The sequence below is a fragment of the Streptomyces sp. NBC_00310 genome, from assembly GCF_036208085.1.
Lineage (GTDB): Bacteria > Actinomycetota > Actinomycetes > Streptomycetales > Streptomycetaceae > Streptomyces.
Genome location: NZ_CP130714.1, coordinates 7614861 through 7633644, shown reverse-complemented (window position 1 = coordinate 7633644; position 18784 = coordinate 7614861). Strand labels below are relative to the sequence as shown.

The 18784-nt window shown below is 70.6% G+C and carries 20 protein-coding genes; 7 read left to right on the top strand and 13 right to left on the bottom strand.

Annotated elements, in window-relative coordinates:
• Positions 1–20: 20 nt before the first annotated feature.
• The gene (locus tag OG202_RS33620) at positions 21–362 is read left to right on the top strand and encodes a DUF3817 domain-containing protein (RefSeq protein WP_326577320.1); all 342 of its coding nucleotides are present in this window, start codon (positions 21–23) and stop codon (positions 360–362) included.
• A 31-nt stretch (positions 363–393) separates the two neighbouring features.
• On the opposite strand, the gene OG202_RS33615 is transcribed toward OG202_RS33620, so the two are convergent.
• The 8 genes from OG202_RS33615 to OG202_RS33580 all read right to left on the bottom strand — a co-directional run bounded on the left by OG202_RS33615 (position 394) and on the right by OG202_RS33580 (position 7947).
• A complete protein-coding gene (locus tag OG202_RS33615) occupies positions 394–903 on the bottom strand; it encodes a MarR family winged helix-turn-helix transcriptional regulator (protein WP_326577322.1) in 510 nt (169 codons plus the stop codon).
• 72 nt (positions 904–975) lie between these two features.
• Positions 976–2931 (bottom strand): kelch motif-containing protein, encoded by a 1956-nt coding sequence (locus tag OG202_RS33610; RefSeq protein ID WP_328224038.1) that lies wholly within the window; start codon positions 2929–2931, stop codon positions 976–978.
• A 3-nt stretch (positions 2932–2934) separates the two neighbouring features.
• The gene (locus OG202_RS33605; protein ID WP_328224037.1) at positions 2935–4698 is read right to left on the bottom strand and encodes a glycosyltransferase family 2 protein; all 1764 of its coding nucleotides are present in this window, start codon (positions 4696–4698) and stop codon (positions 2935–2937) included.
• Between the two features lie 279 nt (positions 4699–4977).
• Positions 4978–5610, bottom strand: a complete 633-nt coding sequence (locus tag OG202_RS33600; protein ID WP_326577328.1) for a TetR/AcrR family transcriptional regulator — start codon at positions 5608–5610, stop codon at positions 4978–4980.
• Positions 5607–6329, bottom strand: a complete 723-nt coding sequence (locus tag OG202_RS33595; protein ID WP_327727775.1) for a DUF4166 domain-containing protein — start codon at positions 6327–6329, stop codon at positions 5607–5609. Before OG202_RS33595 ends, OG202_RS33600 begins: the two co-directional genes overlap by 4 nt.
• Before the next feature lie 6 nt (positions 6330–6335).
• Entirely contained in the window at positions 6336–7082 is a 747-nt protein-coding gene (locus OG202_RS33590; RefSeq protein WP_327727776.1) for a hypothetical protein, read from the bottom strand.
• Between the two features lie 221 nt (positions 7083–7303).
• A complete protein-coding gene (locus OG202_RS33585) occupies positions 7304–7597 on the bottom strand; it encodes an MTH1187 family thiamine-binding protein (RefSeq protein WP_326577333.1) in 294 nt (97 codons plus the stop codon).
• Entirely contained in the window at positions 7594–7947 is a 354-nt protein-coding gene (locus tag OG202_RS33580; RefSeq protein WP_326577335.1) for a DUF3817 domain-containing protein, read from the bottom strand. The genes OG202_RS33585 and OG202_RS33580 overlap by 4 nt, the downstream gene beginning before the upstream one ends.
• Before the next feature lie 190 nt (positions 7948–8137).
• Between OG202_RS33580 and OG202_RS33575 the strand changes: the two genes are divergently transcribed.
• The 4 genes from OG202_RS33575 to OG202_RS33560 all read left to right on the top strand — a co-directional run bounded on the left by OG202_RS33575 (position 8138) and on the right by OG202_RS33560 (position 10836).
• Positions 8138–8770, top strand: coding sequence for an AIM24 family protein (locus OG202_RS33575; RefSeq protein ID WP_326585617.1), 633 nt, complete (start codon positions 8138–8140; stop codon positions 8768–8770).
• 1 nt (position 8771) lies between these two features.
• Positions 8772–9422 (top strand): AIM24 family protein, encoded by a 651-nt coding sequence (locus OG202_RS33570; RefSeq protein WP_257567163.1) that lies wholly within the window; start codon positions 8772–8774, stop codon positions 9420–9422.
• Between the two features lie 2 nt (positions 9423–9424).
• Positions 9425–10222 carry an AIM24 family protein gene (locus tag OG202_RS33565; protein WP_327732116.1) on the top strand — a complete coding sequence of 266 codons (798 nt, stop codon included), beginning with the start codon at positions 9425–9427 and terminating at the stop codon, positions 10220–10222.
• 137 nt (positions 10223–10359) lie between these two features.
• A complete protein-coding gene (locus OG202_RS33560) occupies positions 10360–10836 on the top strand; it encodes a MarR family winged helix-turn-helix transcriptional regulator (RefSeq protein ID WP_326577339.1) in 477 nt (158 codons plus the stop codon).
• A 149-nt stretch (positions 10837–10985) separates the two neighbouring features.
• Here OG202_RS33560 and OG202_RS33555 read toward each other — a convergent pair whose 3' ends face one another.
• Entirely contained in the window at positions 10986–12410 is a 1425-nt protein-coding gene (locus tag OG202_RS33555) for a sensor histidine kinase (protein WP_327727777.1), read from the bottom strand.
• Positions 12407–13075, bottom strand: a complete 669-nt coding sequence (locus OG202_RS33550) for a response regulator transcription factor (protein ID WP_327727778.1) — start codon at positions 13073–13075, stop codon at positions 12407–12409. The genes OG202_RS33555 and OG202_RS33550 overlap by 4 nt, the downstream gene beginning before the upstream one ends.
• Before the next feature lie 172 nt (positions 13076–13247).
• Here OG202_RS33550 and OG202_RS33545 point away from each other — a divergent pair, with 172 nt between their 5' ends.
• Positions 13248–13952 carry a PepSY domain-containing protein gene (locus tag OG202_RS33545; protein WP_327727779.1) on the top strand — a complete coding sequence of 235 codons (705 nt, stop codon included), beginning with the start codon at positions 13248–13250 and terminating at the stop codon, positions 13950–13952.
• Positions 13953–14203: 251 nt separating this feature from the next.
• Here OG202_RS33545 and OG202_RS33540 read toward each other — a convergent pair whose 3' ends face one another.
• From OG202_RS33540 to OG202_RS33530, 3 genes are all read right to left on the bottom strand, one after another.
• Positions 14204–15481 carry an MFS transporter gene (locus tag OG202_RS33540; protein WP_326577347.1) on the bottom strand — a complete coding sequence of 426 codons (1278 nt, stop codon included), beginning with the start codon at positions 15479–15481 and terminating at the stop codon, positions 14204–14206.
• Positions 15482–15829: 348 nt separating this feature from the next.
• Positions 15830–16786: a methylmalonyl Co-A mutase-associated GTPase MeaB gene (gene meaB / locus OG202_RS33535; RefSeq protein WP_326577349.1), complete on the bottom strand. Its 957-nt coding sequence runs from the start codon at positions 16784–16786 to the stop codon at positions 15830–15832.
• Positions 16787–16831: 45 nt separating this feature from the next.
• Positions 16832–18034, bottom strand: coding sequence for an acetyl-CoA C-acetyltransferase (locus tag OG202_RS33530; RefSeq protein WP_326577351.1), 1203 nt, complete (start codon positions 18032–18034; stop codon positions 16832–16834).
• 148 nt (positions 18035–18182) lie between these two features.
• Between OG202_RS33530 and mce the strand changes: the two genes are divergently transcribed.
• Entirely contained in the window at positions 18183–18623 is a 441-nt protein-coding gene (gene mce, locus OG202_RS33525; RefSeq protein WP_326577353.1) for a methylmalonyl-CoA epimerase, read from the top strand.
• Positions 18624–18784 lie beyond the last annotated feature (161 nt).

Genomic DNA, 18784 nt, shown 5'->3' with positions numbered 1-18784 from the left:
CACCCGTTACGCTCGACGCCATGAAGAAGAGCGTCTTGACCCGCTACCGGGTGATGGCCTACGTCACCGCTGTCCTGCTGATCCTGCTGACGGCGGGCGTGATCGGTAAGCGTCTGCTGGACCTGGACGGCTTCGACAGCTTCGTCACGGTGATCGGCTTCGCCCACGGCTGGCTGTACGTGCTGTACCTGGTCTTCGCCTTCGACCTCGGCAGCAAGGCGAAGATGCCGCTGGGCCGCCTCGCCTGGGTGCTGCTCGCCGGTACCGTCCCCACCGCCGCCTTCTTCGTCGAACGCAAGGTGAGCCGCGAGGTCGAGCCGCTGATCATCAAGGAAGCGGCCCCGAACCCCGCCGCCGCCTGACAACCCCGTACCGGGAGCCGGCGGCCGCCGGTCAGCTCTCCTCGAAGTCCCCCGCCGCCACCCGCAGCGGCCGGAGCATCGCGAAGATCTCCGCGCACTCCTCGGCGTCGTAGACACCGAGGCCGAAGTCCATGGACATCAGGTCACGGGTGGCCGCGTCGCAGACCTCGCGGCCCTTGTCGGTGATGGAGGCGAGGGTGCCGCGGCCGTCGTTGGGGTTGGGGCGTTTGTCGACGAGGCCGGACTTCACCAGGCGGTCGACCGTGTTCGTCACGGACGTCGGGTGCACCATGAGCCGCTCGCCGATCTTGGACATCGGCAGCTCGCCCTTCTGGGAGAAGGTGAGCAGCACGAGAGCCTCGTAGCGCGCGAACGTCAGGCCGTACGGCTTGACCACCGCGTCGACCTCCGCCAGCAGGATCTGCTGGGCGCGCATGATCGACGTGATCGCGCCCATGGACGGGACGTTTCCCCAGCGCTGCTTCCAGTGCTCGTCGGCGCGCGAGATGGGATCGAAGGAGAGGCTGAGCGGCTTCGGCACGGCATCGACCTTACCGGCCGGTCACATGTTGGTCAGCCCCGTCTCGCTTTTCGGTCACATTGGTCCGCCGCGTCACCTGACCTGGATCCACTTCGCCTTCGACGGCGTGCCCTCCCCGTCCGTCACGAAGAGCATGTACCAGCCGGGCGGGACGAGGGTCCGGTCGTCCGGTACGTCGACGGTGACCGAGTCGCGGGTCCTGGTCACCTCCAGGGCGATGGAGCGCTGCTCGACATCCGTGCTGTGGGTCACGGCGCTGGGACGGATGAGGCGGGCGTCGGCGACGCGTTCGGGGTGGGTGGTGGCGAAGGTGGCGCGGCCCTTGGCGTCGATCTCCTGGGGGCCGTCGCCGAGGACGGGCCGCTTCCTGCCGTACTTGTGGAGGAGGGGCGGCGTGTAGATCTCCATGCGCTGCTCGAAGTGGCCCAGCTTGGTGTTCCGCTGGTCGTCGAAGAGCGGGTCGGAGCCGAAGGTGGCGACCCGGCCGTCGGGCAGGAGCAGGGCCTCGGAGTGGTAGTTGCGGCCGACCTTGGGGGCGGCGGCGCCACGGAAGGAGTTGGACCTCGGGTCGTAGAACTGCGCCTTGAGGATGTTGCTGGCGCTGCGGCCCCGGTAGTCGCCGGAGCCGTTGGAGGTGAAGACGGTGTCGTCCGGCATGAGCACGCTGTTCAGGTAGCGGGTGCCCTGGGGGAGGTCGGGGCCGTCCTCGAAGGCCGGGTTCTCCTTCTTGAGGTCGATGACGGCGGTGCGCGAGGTCGCCTTCCCCGACTCACCGACGCCTCCGCCGCCGAGGATCATCACCTTCTGGTCCTGGGCGGGCGGCAGCAGTACGGACGCCGAGGTCTCGGTCCGGTCGAGGTCGGTGAGGCCCTTCACCTTCTGGAACTTGTTGGTCTTCAGGTCCCAGATACCGGGTTCCCGGCCGAGGTTGTCGGGCCCGTAGCCCGCGTTCGAGGCCGGATAGAAGAGCTTGCCGCCCTGGGTGAGGAAGAGAGCGGGGTACGTCGGGAAGTACCGCTTCGGGCCCGGCTTCCACTTCTTCGTCGTCGGGTCGTAGATCTCGTTGTCACCGGGGTCGACCACACCGACGTCGTCGAGGCCGGAGACGGCCAGCACCCGCCCGTCCGCCAGTCCGACGAGCGTCGGATACCAGCGGGCCTTCCGCATCGGGGCGACCGGCACGTACTTCTCGGCCTTCGGATCGAACTCGTACGCCGCCCTGATCCCCTGGAAGTCCTGCTTGTCCAGGGTGATCTTCTCGGCGAGGCCGTACGTGTTGACGGCGTCCTCGCCCTTGAGGCCGAGGATCTCGTACTGGGCCCGCCCGGGCGTGACGGATCCGGCGCCCTTGTCCACGGCCTCGACGAAGACCCGGGCCTCGCTCGCGGTGACCTCGGTCTTCCAGGGCCGCATGACACCGGCCGCGTCGTGGGTGATGCCGAAGGTGCGCCTGGCCTTGGGAACGGTGACGTCGAAGCGGCTGACGTACTCGACGCCGGAGGGCGAGCGGAAACGGGTCCCCTTCTTCAGGACGACCGCCTTGTCGGGGTTCTCGTTCTTCACCCGCATACCGCCGCCGGCCCGTTCGACCTCGCTCTCCATCAGCTCGTAACGGGCGGTGCCGCCGGCCACCAGGAGGCGGCCGTCGGGGAGCTGGGCGTGTCCGGCGCAGAAGAAGTCGACGGGGGTGGGGATCTTCCTGTACGTGTTCCGCGCCGGGTCCCACAGGACGGTGTCGAAGGAACCCTTGTCGAACTTCTTCTGCTCGTTGCCCGATCCGGCGACGATCAGCACCTTGCCGGTGTGCAGCAGGGCCGCGTGTATGGCGTTGGTGCGGAACCGCTCGGGGATGTCGACCTGGCTCCAGGAGCCGTATCTGGCCTGGTAGTCGGGTTGGGCGATCTTCCACTCGTGGTATCGCTCCTGCGCGAAACCGATGGCGGCCGGGGCGTTGAGACCGGCGAGCAGCGCGACGGCGCCGACCCCGAGCAAGGTCTTCCTGGTCTTCTTCGAGGGTCGGTGTGCCATGGGTCAGTTACCTCCTGTCGTGGTGCCGGAGACGGAGGGGGCGGCGGGTGCGGGTGCGGGGTTGGGGGTGGGCGGGGTCGCGAGGGCGGGCTTCCTCCCCTCGGTGAGCCGGGTGAGGGCCCACACCCCGACGGGCGCGAGCGAGATCGCCATGGCGAGGACGGCCCAGGTGCGCATGGCCACATGGGTGTGGCCGAGGACGAACGACGCGGTCAGCGACGAGGCGAGCACGGCCGCCCAGAACAGATGGATCCGGAAGGTCAGCAGCCGGTCGGGGCTCACGTCGCCGCCCTTCGGCGTGACGACGAAACGGCAGGGCAGCCGGAGCACGGCGGCGCCCAGGGACTGCAGGTAGACGGGCGCGGAGAGCGCCGACATCGCCATCCCGGCGAGCCCGCCCGACCCTTCCGGTTCGTGCGGCGAGACGTTGTGCCTGCGGTTCCACAGATACAGCCCCACCTGGAGGGCGGCCGCGTCGCTGTAGAGCATCAGCCAGACGGAGGCGGTGACCTGCGTGCCGGATGCCCCGAACCAAAGGAACAGCACACAACTGACGATTCCCAGAAGCCAGTTGACGGCCGTCATCGGGTAGTAGACGAGCATCAGCGTGTACGAGAAGAGGCGCCCTGGGGGCATCGTGAAGGGCGCCTTCCAGTACTGCTTGAACAGCGTCTCGTAGGTCCCGCGCGACCAGCGCATCTGCTGGGCGAAGAAGTCCGTCCAGGACGCCGGCCCCTCCCCCACCGCGAGCACGTCGGGCGTGTACACGGACCGCCAGTGCCCGCGCGTCCCGGGGTTCCGGTGCCGGTGCAGTTCGAAGCCGGTGGCCATGTCCTCGGTGATGGAGTCGTACAGCCCGCCGATCTGCCGCAGGGCCGCGACGCGTACGACGTTGTTGGTGCCGACGAACATGGGGGCGCGGTAGCGGTTGCCGGCGCGCTGGATGAGGGCGTGGAAGAGGAACTGCTGGGATTCGGCCGCCTTGGTGACCGGGGTGACGTAGTTCCCGTACACCTGCGGTCCGACGACGAAGGCGACGTCCGGGTCGCGGAAGTACCCCAGCATCCGCTCCAGGAACTCGGGGAGCGGCACGTGGTCGGTGTCGACGGAGGCGAAGAACTCGTACTCCTCGCCGTGCCGGGCGATCCAGCCGTTGTAGTTGCCGTGCTTGGTACGGGCCTTGTGGGCGCCCTTCGACCGGTTCCACTCGGGTACGCCCCTGCGGGAGAAGTGCCGGACGCCGAGTTCCGCGCAGAGCGCCTTCGCCCGGTCGTCGTCACCCTCGTCGAGGAGCCAGATGTCGAGGTGGCCGTCGTGGCGGATCCGCGTCGCGCCCTCCAGGGTGGCCCGGACCATGGCGAGGGGTTCCTTGCCCGGGACGTAGGTGGTGAGGAAGGCGACGCGGGTGCCGGGTTCGGGGACGACCGGTACGGGATCGCGCGCGACCATCGTCGCGTGGGCGATCGACGCCACGTTGACCACCATGAACAGCTCGATCAGCCCGATGGCCGTCAGCATCGTGACGTCGAGCCCGACGAGCCAGGGGTCCCCGCCCTCACGCTCCACCCAGTGCGTGGGCCAGACCAGATAGACGAGCAGGCCGCCGGTCAGCAGCGGCGCCAGCGTCATCAGCAGCACGGCCCGTATTCGATGCGGCTCCCGCGAGAGAAGCCTGCGGTATTCCACCTGGTACGCCGATCCCGCGGGCTCCGTGAGCGGCCCGGCGAGTCTGCTGTGGCTGTCGTAGTCGTACACCTCCGACCGCACGGCGCCCTCCACTGATCGAACGAGCCGATACCCACACGAAAGGGCCAATTGAGTGGCGAGTCCAACTAATTAGGCTGATCGGGTGGGTGGGGGCACGGCGGTGCGGGCCGGAAGCACGGGGCGCAACCCCTGCTTTTCAGGGGCGCGGGGAACCGCGCGACCAGCCCCCGCCCACCCGCGGACGACCGACACACCTGAACGGGGTCGACGGGGCAGCGCCCCTGGGACGGGAACGGGCAGGGGCGGCGGGGGCGGGGGCGGGAAAGGCACCCGGCGGACTCAGCGGCCGGCCGTCTTCCGGAGGTGGTGACGGACCGCCCGCTGGGCCACCGGCCCGAGGCTGTCGAGCGCCGCCGCGAGCGCCGTCAGCTGTTCGAGGGCGGCGAGCGCCGCGCCCGCCCCCTCCGGATCGACCCCCTCGTACAGCTCCAGCCCCACGAAGGACGCGGCGACGGCCCGGGCCAGCCCTCCCGCGTCGGCGAACTCCCCGAGTGGCGATGTCGCCAGGACCCGCCGCAGCACCCCCTCGACCTCCGCGATCCACAGATCCAGCCCCGCCGCGGTAGCCGGCGCCAGCCTGGGATGGGTCTGCGCCCCCGCGAGGAGCTGCCCCAGAACGGCCACATGCCCCTCCGCGCGCTCCTCCTCGTGCATCTCCCGCCCGAAGGCCAGCAGCTCCGCGAGGGAGCCGATCGTCGCCAGCCGCTCCCGGTGGCGGGCGACGCGCCGCTCCGCCCCGTACCGGCACGCCGCCGCGAGGAGTTCGTCCACGGATCCGAAGTGGTAGAAGACGAGCGCCTGGTTCACCCCGGCGGTCGCGGCGATCGTGCGGGCGGACGTCTTGGCGATCCCCTGCTCGACGAGGGTCCGCAGCGCGCCCTCCAGCAGCTTCGCCCTGGTCGCCTCGCTCACGCCCGCGCCTCCTCGCGGACCGGCCGCAGACCGGGCCGGACCCCGCACACCCGGACGTCGTCGTAGGTCGCGGCGAAGGAGCCCTCGTAGCCGAAGAGCGGCCCGACGTACCGGTTCACCACCCGCACGCGGATGCGGAAGCGTCCGGTCCGCTCGTCGAACCGCTCCCGCACCTCCGCCTCACCGCCGATGAGTTCGGGGACGCGGACGTCGACCGGCCCCTCCCGGAAGCGGTGCTCGCCGGAGCGGATCAGCAGCGACCCGTCGGCCTCCGCGCTGAAGTGCAGGTCGCTGGCGAGGTGTTGGTGGGTGCCGAGGTAGTCGAGGACGCGGTCGCCCTTGGGGCTCAGCACCATCTGGGCGTCGAACCGGCGGGCCCGGCCGGGCAGGTCGAAGGTACGCACGAAGGTCACCGTCTCACGGCCGTGGCCGTCGACGTACGGCACGTTCTCGATGGTGAAGGGGACGTTCCGCCCCTCGCGCGGGACGAGGATGTTGCGGGTGCCGCCGAGCGCGAGGAACGGCTTCACCAAGCCCCGCCCGTGCCAGACACGGTCCATCACCCCCCGGCCGGTGCAGGCCTCGCCGCTCGCCAGGCCGACCGAGAAGCGGCGGCGCAGTTCGGGGTGGAGCCGGTCGAAGTCCGCCCCCATGACCGTACGGAAGATCGAGGCCGGAGCGGTCGTCGGAGACGAGGCCGTCGGGGTCGTCACGTCCATGGCCGGCTATCCCTTCAGGGTCGCGAGCAGGCGGGGAGCACGCGCGCGTGCGGGCGGGGTCCGCAGACAGCGGCGGGCGGACGGGGTACCGGGCAGGGGCGGCACGATCAGGGCGGCCAGGGCCGCCGCCATGGCCGCCACCGGCGTGGCGAACATCGCCGACGGCGCCCAGGGGCCCGCCGGGTCCGCCAGAGCCCCGTACGCCAGTCCGGCGCAGGCGACCGCGATCGTCAGCGCGCGTACGGCCGCCTCGGCGAGCCAGCGGCGCAGGGCACGTTCGGGGGTGATGTCCCGCTCCAGCCACAGACGGAGGCGGTCGAAGGACCAGGCGGTGGCCCAGCCCATGAGCGGGCGGAACAGCAGCCGGTCGGCGATCGCGCCGGGACGGCCCCAGCGGGGGTGGTAGTCGTAGCCGGTGAGGAAGCGGACCTCCGCGCCGTCCGGTACGTAGCGCCAGTAGCCGCCGCCCTCGGCGATCAGGGAGAGCGGGTGCGGCGAGGCGAAGCGCAGCGCCGAGGTCCGGGTGCCGTCCGGGCGTTCCTTCTCCCCGGCCGAGACTCCCGTCCCGGCGACCGTCAGGCCGGGGAGCACGCGGGTGGCGTACCGGAAGCGCTGCGGTTCGCCCTCCGCGCGCGGGAGGTGGTCGATCTCGGTGAAGCGCAGGTCCCAGCGCTGATGGGAGGCCGGGTCCTGGGTGCGCGCCCACAGCTCGTCGAGGTCGGCCCGTATACGTGCCTCTATGTAGAGCCCCATCCTGTTCCCCCAGTTCAGCGCGTTTTTTGAGCGACTGCTCAAGCGACTGGACAAGACCGTACACCGATTTGAGCGATCGCTCAAACAGTGCGGCACGAGAAAACCCCGGCCCAGAAGGACCGGGGTCACGAAGCAGGACCGGGGTTCACCAAGCAGGACCGGGGTTCACCAAGCAGGACCGGGGTTCACCAAGCGGCGGTACGGGCTACTGGGCTACCGGGCTACGCGGACAGGTGGCGCTCCACCGTCTCCACCTTCGACGTCAGGCCGTCCGTGACGCCGGGCCTGATGTCGGCCTTGAGGACGAGGGAGACGCGGGGCGCGCGCTCCTCGACGGCGGCGACGGCGCGGCGCACGACGTCCATCACCTCGTCCCACTCACCCTCGATCGAGGTGAACATCGCGTCGGTCCGGTTCGGCAGGCCCGACGCGCGGACGACCCGTACGGCCTCGGCGACGTACTCCCCCACGTCCTCGCCGACGCCGAGGGGGGTCACGGAGAAGGCGACGATCACGCTTTCACCGCGCCTTCCTCGTCGGCGCGGGTGGCGATCGCCGCGTGGACCGCGTTCTCGGCCTCGCGGCGGAGCCTGCGGTCGGCGAAGAAGCCGCCGGTGGGCAGGACGGAGAGGGCGAAGTAGAGCGCGGCGGTCTTCAGGGGCCACTTGGTGCGGTTCCAGGCGTCGGCCCAGAAGACCAGGTACAGGATGAAGAGGATGGCGTGGACCCAGCCCATCACCGGCACCGCGTTGAACTCCGTGGTGCGCTTCAGCACCGAGCAGACGAGCAGCAGCAGGAAGGAGACGGCCTCGGGGGCGGAGACGAGGCGCAGGCGGCGCAGGGCGGAGGCGGTCTTTATGTCCACGGGTCACCTTCGGTGGGGTCGGCGGGGCGAGTCGTCGCGTCGCGGGTCGATCTTTGTGAACGGAAGCACAAGCGCCGTCCATTCTGGCATCCGTCAATCTCACGACGTCCCCTAGGGTCCCTTCAGGGTCGAGATCCACCTCTGGGCCCTGTCCTGTCCGCCATCGGGCGGTTACCGTCACCGCGTGGCAATGTTCCGACTTCAAGGCAGCAAAGTGCTGGCCGTCGACATGACCGGGGACGCCGTGAAGGCGAAGAACGGCTCGATGGTCGCGTACGACGGTCAGATGTCGTTCAAAAAACTGAGCGGCGGTGGTGAGGGCCTGCGCGGGATGGTGACGCGGCGCCTCACGGGCGAACAGATGACGTTGATGGAGGTGACCGGGCAAGGGACCTGCTGGTTCGCGGACCGGGCGTCCGAGATCAACCTCGTGAACCTTCAGGGGGACAAGCTGTACGTGGAGTCGAGCAATCTGCTCGCGACGGACTCCGGGCTGCGTACGGGCACGAGCTTCACGGGGCTGCGTGGCGCCTCGCAGGGCAACGGCCTGTTCACCACGACCATCGAGGGCCACGGCCAGGCGGCGATCATGTCCGACGGCCCGGCGGTGGTGCTGCGGGTGAGCCGCCAGTACCCGCTGACGGTGGACCCGGGGGCGTACATCGCGCACCAGGGCGACCTCCAGCAGTCCTTCCAGTCCGGTGTGACGTTCCGCACGTTCATGGGCGAGGGCGGCGGCGAGGCCTTCCAGATCCGCTTCGAGGGCGAGGGACTCGTCTACGTCCAGCCCAGCGAGCGCAACACGGTGGCGGGAGACGTGTGACATGGCCTTCCGTGAGATCAATTCGAAGATGATCGAGGCGACCGTGATGCCGGGCCAGCGGCTGTTCAGCCAGCGCGGCGCGATGCTCGCCTACCGGGGCGAGGTGTCCTTCACCCCCAACACACAGGGCGGCCAGGGCGGTATCGCGTCGATGATCGGCCGTCGGGTGGCGGGCGAGGCGACGCCGCTGATGACCGTCGAGGGCAGCGGCACGGTGCTGTTCGGGCACGGCGGCCACCACATCCAGGTGATCAACCTGACCGGCGAGACGCTCTACGTCGAGGCCGACCGCCTGCTGGCCTTCGACGGCACCCTCCAGCAGGGCACGATGTTCATGGGCTCGCAGGGTGGCGTCATGGGCATGGTCCGGGGCCAGGTGACGGGCCAGGGTCTGTTCACCACGACCCTCAAGGGCCACGGCGCCGTCGCCGTCATGGCGCACGGCGGTGTGATCGAGGTCCCGATCACCCCCCAGCGCCCGGTCCACGTGGACCCGCAGGCGTACGTGGCGCACCACGGCGACGTACGCAACAAGCTCTCCACCGCGCTCGGCTGGCGCGACATGGTGGGCCGGGGCTCCGGCGAGGCGTTCCAGCTGGAGCTGAGCGGCAGTGGTGCGGTGTACGTCCAGGCCTCGGAGGAGAAGCTGTGAGCATGTACGGGGCCCCGGTGGCCGGCCCGACCGTCCACGACCCGATGACGCTGCCGTCCGACGACAACGTCAACAACTACACCTTCTGCGTGGAGCTCAAGGGGAGCCAGTGGTTCCTGCAGAAGGGCAAGATGATCGCCTACTACGGCTCGATGGAGTTCAACGGCATCGGGCACGGCCGTTTCGGCGGTCTCGTCCGTACGTCGTTCCATTCGCCTCTGCACGCCAGCGACTGGGTCGTGGCCGAGGGCTCCGGCAAGATGCTCCTCGCCGACCGGGCCTTCGACGTCAATTCGTACGACCTCGAAGACGGCAACCTGACCATTCGCTCGGGCAACCTCCTCGCTTTTCAGCCAAGTCTCGCGCTGAAGCAGTCGATCGTCCCGGGCTTCCTGACCCTGATCGGCACGGGCAAGTTCGTGGCGGCCTCCAACGGCCCGGTGGTGTTCATGGAACCCCCCATCCGGGTCGACCCGCAGGCCCTGGTCGGATGGGCCGACTGCCCCTCGCCCTGCCATCACTACGACCACGGTTACATGGCGGGCCTCATGGGCGGCCTACGTGCGATGACAGGCCTGGGCGGCGCCTCCGGCGAGGAGCACCAGTTCGAGTTCGTCGGGGCGGGCACGGTCCTGCTCCAGTCCTCCGAGACCCTCATGGCCGAGCAGGCCACGGGCATGGTCCCGCACGAGCCGGGCGTACCCGGCGGCGGCGGGGTGCCGGGCCACCACGGACAGCCGGCGGGCGCACCGCGCCTTCCCGGACAGCTGGGGGATCTCCAGCGTCGCTTCGGGCTGTGAGCGGTAGTCTGCGGAGTGTGACATCGAACGTGTGCGCGTTGTCATGCTCCACCCCCGTAAGACCCGCCCTGTCCGTACGACCAGCAGCACCGAACCCTCACTAGTTCGCCTTTCAACCTTTTAGGTAGACTTCATTCATGGAGACCGAAACGGCCACGCGCTGGCTGACCGATGCGGAGCAGTGCGCCTGGCGCACCCATCTGGACGTCAACAGGCTGCTGACGCACCAGCTCGAAAGGGATCTGCAGCCGTTCGGCCTGACAATGAACGACTACGAGATCCTGGTGAACCTCTCCGAGTCGGAGGGCCACCGGATGCGGATGAGCGACCTCGCCGCCGCCACACTCCAGTCCAAGAGCCGCCTCTCGCACCAGATCACCCGCATGGAGAACGGGGACCTGGTGCGCCGGGAGAACTGCGAGTCCGACCGGCGCGGGCTGTTCGCCGTGCTCACGGAGCACGGCATGGAGACGATGCAGCGGGTGGCGCCCCATCATGTCGCCTCCGTCCGGCGGCACTTCATCGATCTGCTGCCGGAGGAGGCGCTGGAGGAGCTGCACAAGTCGCTGACGCCGATCGCGGAGCACCTCCGGAGCCACCGCGGCAAACCGTAGCGCTCCGCTGCGGTTCGCCGATTCAGCGCCGGGGGACTGTGGGACGGCTCGCGGCTGCGGGATCGTCGTGGCTGGTCGCGCCCACGCGGCGGATCCGCACATCAATACAGCCCCGCGCCCCTGGTGGAAACGGCGGTTTCCCGGCGCCCTCACACGCGTGGCAACCTCAGTTCGAAGAGGGCGCCTCCGCCGGGGGCGTCGTCGACCGTCAACGTGCCTCCATGGCGTACGGCGATGTCCCGGGCGATGGCGAGGCCCAGGCCCGCGCCGCCGTCGTCCCTCGCCCGGGACTCGTCGAGGCGGACGAAGCGTTCGAAGACGCGTTCGCGGTCGGCCCGGGGGACGCCCGAACCGTCGTCGACGACCTGGAGGATCGCCCAGTCCGGGGTGGTGCGCAGGGTGACGGCGACCCGGTCCTGGGCATGGCGGCGGGCGTTGTCCAGGAGGTTGCCGAGGACCCGGCAGACCTGGTTGCGCGAGCCGCGCAGTTCCACGGACTCGACGCCGTCCAGGGTCACGCCGTCCCGGGACGCCACCTCTTGCCGTACGACCTTCGCCAGGTCGAACCGCGCGTCGGGCGGCGGCCGCTCCCCCGCGTCCAGGCGGGCGAGCAGCAGCAGGTCGGCGGCGAGGCTCTGCAGCCGTACGGTGTCCTCGACGGCGCCCTCCAGATCCAGCAACTCCGGATGCGCCGCGCCCACTTCGAGCTGGGTCCGCAGCGACGCGATCGGGCTGCGCAGCTCGTGCGAGGCGTCCGCGACGAACGCGCGCTGCCGCTCCACCGACGTCTCCAGCGCGGCCAGCGTCTCGTTCGTCGTCCGGGCCAGCCGGGCGATCTCGTCGTGCGTGTCCGGCTCGGGGACGCGTCGGGAGAGATCCTCGGAGGCGGTGATGGCCGCCATCTCGGAACGGATGCCCTCGACGGGGCGCAGAGCCCGCTTGGTGACGAAGTACGTCACCCCGCCGACCGTCAGCAGCAGGAGCGGCAGGCCGATGAGCATGGTCGTCAACGCGGTGCCGACGGCGTCCTCTTCGGTGGAGAGCGGGGCGCCCGCGTAGACGGTGAGCGGCACGCCGGCCGGCGTGACCACCTCGACCCCGGCGAACCGGTAGTCCGCCGTCACCCCCTCGACGGTGGCGGTGCCCTCGCCGTACCAGGTCTCGTCGGCGACGTCGGCGGCACCGAGCGTGTCCGCGTCCTCCGCGTCCCGGTCGCCCTCCGCCCGGTCGTCGACGTCGTCGTTGGTCTCGGAGTTCAGCCGGTCCGAGTCGACGGCGGTCACGTCCATGCCCTCGACGTCCTCGCCGACCACGACGGGCTTCTCGTTCCGGTCCAGGACCTCGACGGGGTTCTCGTCGCCGTCCGGCAGCCTCAGCTCGTCGTAGGCGAACCCGTTCGCCAGCGCCGAGGCGGCGTTGCGGGCCACGGAGTCGGCCTCCGCGTCCGCCTTGTCGGTGAGGGTGAACCGCAGCGAGAGCAGCACGGCGGCGCCCGCGGCGACCAGGGCGACGGCGACGACGACGGTCGCGGCCAGGGTGGCGCGCGCCCTCACCGAGCCGAGACGGCGCTTCACGGGCGGGCCTCCAGTCTGTATCCGGCCCCGCGTACGGTCTTGATGAGCGGGGAGCCGAGCTTGCGGCGCAGGGCGCTTATGTAGACCTCGACGATGTTCGGGTCGCCGTCGTAGGCGAAGTCCCAGACGTGCTCCAGGATGTCGGCCTTGGACACGACCTCACCGGCTCTCATCACGAGCTGCTCCAGGACGGAGAACTCCTTGGTGGTGAGGGTGATCTCGTCCTCGGCGACGAACACGCGCCGGGCGGCGGTGTCGACCAACAGATCGCCGACCTCGTGCACGGGCGAGGCACCGCCCGACGGACCGCGCCGCCGCAGCAGCGCCTTGACCCGGGCCACGAGGACGACGTACGAGAAGGGCTTGGTCAGATAGTCGTCGGCGCCCGTGTCGAGGCCCTCGGCCTCGTCGTACTCGCCGTCCTTCGCGGTGAGCATCAGGATCGGCACGTCGTGCCCGGCGGCACGCAGGGCGCCGCACACGCGGTAGCCGTTCATGCCGGGCAGCATGATGTCGAGGATCACGAGGTCGTACGACCCCTCGCTCGCCCGGTGCAGGCCGTCGATCCCGTCGTGGACGACGTCCACGGCGTATCCCTCGGCCGTCAGCCCCTTGGCCAGCGACACCGCGAGCCGCTTCTCATCTTCCACGATCAACAGGCGCATGCGCCCAGCTTGGCAAACCGAACCTGAAGCGGTCTTCAGGGGGCTTCAGGTCCGCTTCAGCGTCGGTCGGCCAGATTGGTTCCCGTCGAAGCAGACGAGGCCGAACAAGCCAGCTGCAACCGGCGACTTCATCCGTTACTGGTTGCGACCAGTCGCATTCTGGAGGAAAACCATGAAGCGCAACATCGTCATCGCCACCATCACGGCCGTCGCCCTGATCGGCGGCGGCACCGCGACCGCCATCGCGGTCTCGGGTGACGAGGAGGCGCCGACGAAGAAGTCCGTGACGGTGTCGAACGACGGCAACGACCGGGACGACGTCAACGACACCGACGACTCGGCACAGGACAAGGCCGAGGACCGGGCCGAGGACAAGGCCGCCCGCGACACGGGCGAGGACGCCGAGGACAAGGCCGAGAACGCCGCCGAGGCGAAGGCCGGTCAGGTCACGGCCGCCGACGCGATCAGGACGGCGCTGAAGCAGAAGACCGGCACGGCGGTCTCCGCCGATCTCGACGACGAGGGCACGAACCTGGTCTGGGACGTCGACGTCCTGACCGACGGCGGCAAGTGGTTCAGCGTCCAGGTCGACCCCGGCACCGGCAAGGTCCTCGGCTCGCACGCCGACCGGGACGACGACGGTGACGACGCCGCCGAGACCGAGCAGATCCGGGCCGCGCTGAAGGGCGGCTCCGTGACCGCCGCGGAGGCCGCCGAGGCCGCCGCCGACAAGGGCACGGTCACCTCCGTCGACCTCGACGAGGAGAGCAGGGACAAGGCCTGGGAGGTCGACACCACCGCCGCCGACGGCACCGGCAGCGACTGGAGGGTGAACCCCGACTCCGGCAAGGTCACCGCCGACCGCTCGGAGGACTGACGTCCGCGCGGGCCCACACGAGCCACCGGCAGGAGTGACGCCGCCGATCCCCCTCGGCCGGCCGTCGCCCTCCAGGAGGACCACGTCTCCCTCCCCCCACCCCCGGGAGACCGACTCCTCCTTCCACACCGGAAGGCCGACACCTCGACTCCCCCGGAGGTGAGAGCCTTCCTCCCCCACAGGTAGGGGCACCCGACACCGGGTGCCCCTACCGGCGTTTCAGGGCCCTGCACGGGTCGTCCGGAACCCGCTCACCGCAGTTCGCCGACCCGCTCCACCACACTCTCCTCCCGCTCCACCCCACTCTCCTCCCGCGCCGCCGGACGGCCCCGCCGCTTCCCCGCCCCCACGGCCGTCGCCGCGAGCAGGGCCGTGCCGCCCGCGAGGGCGAAGCCGAGGGCCGGCGAGAAGTGGGCGACCAGGAGACCCGAGACGGCCGCTCCCGCCGAAACGCCCGCGTTCACGGCGGTGTTGACCCAGGCGCCGGACCGGGTGCGGGCGGCGGGCGGGGCGGAGGCGTCGGCGACGAGATACGCGGTGGTCAGGGCCGGCGCGACGAAGAGGCCCGCACAGGCGATGGCGGCGGTGAGGGTGACGAGGTCCGGGGCGAGCCCGGCACCGGCGAGGGCGAGGCCCAGCCCCGCCGTCAGCAGCGACAGCCGTACGCGGGCACCGGAGCGCCACTCGACCGCGCCGTACACCAGACCGCCCACCGCGCTCCCGGCGGACAGTGCGGCGAAGATCCAGGCCACGACGTCGTCCCCGTGCCCCCGCTGCTCGGCGAAGGCCAGCACCAGCAGGTCGAGCGCCCCGAGCGACAGCCCGACCCCGCCGGCCGCGACGACGGGCGGCACGAGCCCGGCCACCACGCGGGGCGCCCGCGGACCCCCGCGCTCCTTCGGCACCGCGCCCTGCCCCCGCATCCGGACCACGGCCGGAGAGGTCACGAACGCGAAGGTGCCCGCCACCACCAGCACGGCCCCCATGGCCACGGCGGCCGCCGGAGCGGCGAACTGCACCACCCCGCCCACCACCAACGGCCCCGACACGAACAGCAGTTCCTCCGCGACGCCGTCGAGGCTGTACGCGCGCCGCAACAGCCCCCGGTCGGCGGCGAGTTCGCTCCACACCGTGCGCATCGTCGGCCCGAGCGGCGGCGTACAGGCCCCCGCGACGACCGCGACCGCGCCCAGCACCGGCCCCGACACCCCCGGCCGCCAGCTCGCCACCGCCAGCACGCCGAGGAGCACGGCGTACAGCGAGGCCATCGGCGGCAGCGCCCGGCGGGGGCCGTACCGGTCGACGAGCGCCGCCCGCACGGGCGACAGGAAGACACTGGTGGCCCCGAACAGGGCCATGACCGTGCCGGCGACGGCGTACGACCCCGTCGCACGGGTCACGGCGAGCAGCACGGCGACCGGCACCATGCCGTAGGAGAGCCGGCCGACGAGTACGGCGGCGAAGGTGCGGCGGGCGTACGGGATGCGGAGCACCGCGGCGTACGACGGCCGCGAAGAGGTCGCGGACATGCGAAAGGTTCCTCACCTGGAGGCGAAAGGGGGACGCCGATGCCCCGCGCGCCGACCACACGTCGCCTGCGAGGCCGCCCGCCCTTTACGCACAGTGAGGGAACATACGGCCAACTTAGCAGCCCACAAAGGGATTTCGCCCCCGCCGCCCCTACCCGTCCCATCCCCGGGGGCTGCCGCCCCTTCGACCCCGGCTCAGGTGAGTTGTTCGGCTGCGGGCGGGTGGGGGCTTGGCCCGCAGTTCCCCGCGCCCCTGAAAAGGGGCGCGGGGAACTGCGCGAACGGGGTCCGGGGCGGAGTCCCGGGGAGGGGACGGGTAGGGGCGGCGGGGGCGAGGAAAAGCCCGGCTCAGCCCTCCGTCAACCCCGCCACCAGTTCGTCCGCCGCCCGATACGGATCCAGCTCCCCCGCCACGATCCGCTCGGCGAGAGCCGACAGCCGGCGGTCGCCGTGCAGGTCCCCGATCCGCTCCCGCAGCGCGGTGACCGCGATGGCCTCGACCTCATGCGCGGCCCGGGAGCGGCGCCGCTCCGCGAGGACCCCCCGCTCCTCCATCCACGCCCGATGCTTCTCCAGCGCCTCCACGACCTCGCCGATGCCCTCCGCCCGCGCGGCGACCGTCTTGACGATCGGCGGCCGCCAGTCACCGGGGCCACGGGACTCGCCCAGCCCCAGCATGTGGTTCAGCTCGCGCGCGGTCGCGTCGGCGCCGTCCCGGTCCGCCTTGTTGACGACGTAGACGTCGCCGATCTCCAGGATCCCGGCCTTGGCCGCCTGGATGCCGTCCCCCATGCCGGGCGCCAGCAGCACCACGGACGTGTCCGCCTGGGAGGCGATCTCCACCTCCGACTGGCCGACACCGACCGTCTCGACCAGCACGACGTCGCACCCGGCGGCATCGAGCACCCGGATCGCCTGCGGGGCCGCCCACGCCAGGCCGCCCAGGTGTCCACGTGTCGCCATCGAACGGATGTACACGCCGGGGTCGGAGGCGTGCTCCGACATCCGGACCCGGTCGCCGAGCAGGGCACCGCCGCTGAAGGGCGACGACGGATCCACCGCCAGCACCCCGACCCGCTTCCCGGCCTTCCGGTACGCGGTCACCAGCGCCGACGTGGACGTGGACTTGCCCACGCCGGGCGAGCCGGTGAGGCCGACGACGTAGGCCCCGCCGGTGAGCGGGGCCAGCGCCGCCATGACCTCGCGGAGCTGCGGGGACGCCCCCTCCACCAGGGAGATCAGCCGGGCGACGGCCCGGGGCCGCCCTTCCCTGGCCTGTGCCACCAGCGTGGGGACGTCCTGCATCACAGCTCCGTTCCGAGTAGCACGTACACCTGGGTACCGAGGGCCTCAGGCCTTGGGTACCCGCACGATCAGCGCGTCACCCTGCCCGCCGCCACCGCACAGCGCGGCCGCGCCGACCCCGCCGCCGCGCCGCTTCAGCTCCAGGGCGAGGTGGAGGACGAGACGGGCGCCGGACATGCCGATGGGGTGCCCGAGAGCGATCGCACCACCGTTGACATTCACCTTTTCCGGGGACACGCCGAGGTCCTTCATTGACTGCACGGCGACCGCGGCGAAGGCCTCGTTGATCTCGATGAGGTCGAGATCGGCGACCGCCAGGCCGTCCTTCTTCAGGGCGTGCTCGATCGCGTTCGACGGCTGCGACTGCAGGGAGTTGTCCGGTCCGGCCACGTTCCCGTGGGCGCCGATCTCGGCGAGCCACGTGAGGCCCAGCTCCTCCGCCTTGGCCTTGCTCATGACGACCACGGCGGCGGCGCCGTCGGAGATCTGCGACGCGGAGCCGGCCGTGATCGTGCCGTCCTTGGCGAAGGCCGGCCGCAGCTTGCCCAGCGACTCGGCGGTCGTCTCGCCGCGGATGCCCTCGTCCTGGCTGAAAACGACCGGTTCACCCTTGCGCTGCGGGATCTCCACCGGCGTGATCTCGGCGTCGAAGAGGCCGTTCTTCTGGGCGGCGGCCGCCCGCTGGTGGGACAGGGCGGCGATCTCGTCCTGCTCGGGGCGCAGGATGCCGAGGCGCGTGTTGTGCTTCTCGGTGGACTCGCCCATGGCGATGTTCTCGAAGGCGTCCGTCAGCCCGTCGTGCGCCATGGCGTCGAGCATCTGGATCGCCCCGTACTTGTAGCCCTCACGGGACTTCGGGAGCAGGTGGGGGGCGTTGGTCATGGACTCCTGGCCGCCCGCCACGACCACGTCGAACTCGCCGGCGCGGATCAGCTGGTCGGCCAGCGCGATGGCGTCGAGGCCCGAGAGACAGACCTTGTTGATCGTGAGCGCGGGCACGTTCATCGGGATGCCCGCCTTGACCGCTGCCTGGCGCGCCGGGATCTGCCCCGCCCCGGCCTGGAGCACCTGGCCCATGATCACGTACTGCACCTGGTCGCCACCGATCCCCGCACGGTCGAGGGCGGCCTTGATCGCGAAGCCACCGAGGTCGGCTCCGGAGAAGGACTTCAGCGAACCGAGCAGCCGTCCCATGGGCGTCCGGGCTCCGGCGACGATCACCGAGGTCCTGCCGTTGGATCCAGTCATGAGGTGCGATCCCCTTCCAGCTTGCACAGCCGAGGAGTGAACGAGGGTTTACTTCGAATGTACTGAGTGGCACTCCGTGCCGTCACCGGGCTGTCGGTGTGATCGCTGGCACGTTGCGTAACCACTCGCGGCGCGCTGCACTGACACCATGCTGACGCGAATCGACCACATCGGGATCGCCTGTTTCGACCTCGACAAGACCGTCGAGTTCTACCGGGCCACCTACGGCTTCGAGGTGTACCACTCCGAGGTCAACGAGGAGCAGGGCGTGCGCGAGGCCATGCTCAAGATCAACAGCACGGACGACGGCGGTGCCTCCTACCTGCAGCTTCTGGAGCCCACCCGCGAGGACTCCACCGTCGCGAAGTGGCTGGCCAAGAACGGCGAGGGGGTCCACCACATCGCCTTCGGTACGGCGGATGTGGACGGCGAGTCCGCCGCGATCAAGGACAAGGGCGTACGCGTCCTGTACGAGGAGCCGCGAGTCGGTTCCATGGGGTCACGCATCACGTTTCTGCACCCCAAGGATTGCCACGGCGTACTGACAGAACTGGTCACTTCGGCGCCAGTTGAGTCACCTGAGCACTGACCCCCGTACATATGGGCCGGTAGGGTTGGGGTCGGCCGTCGCCTTCGAGGGGGACGGCCCGGATCCCGTCGCCTTCCGAGGAGCGGGATCCAGGGGCACCGCGGAGATCCATCAGCGGCTGCCCCAGGGCCGGGGTCCAGGTTTCGGGGGACGAGGGTGAG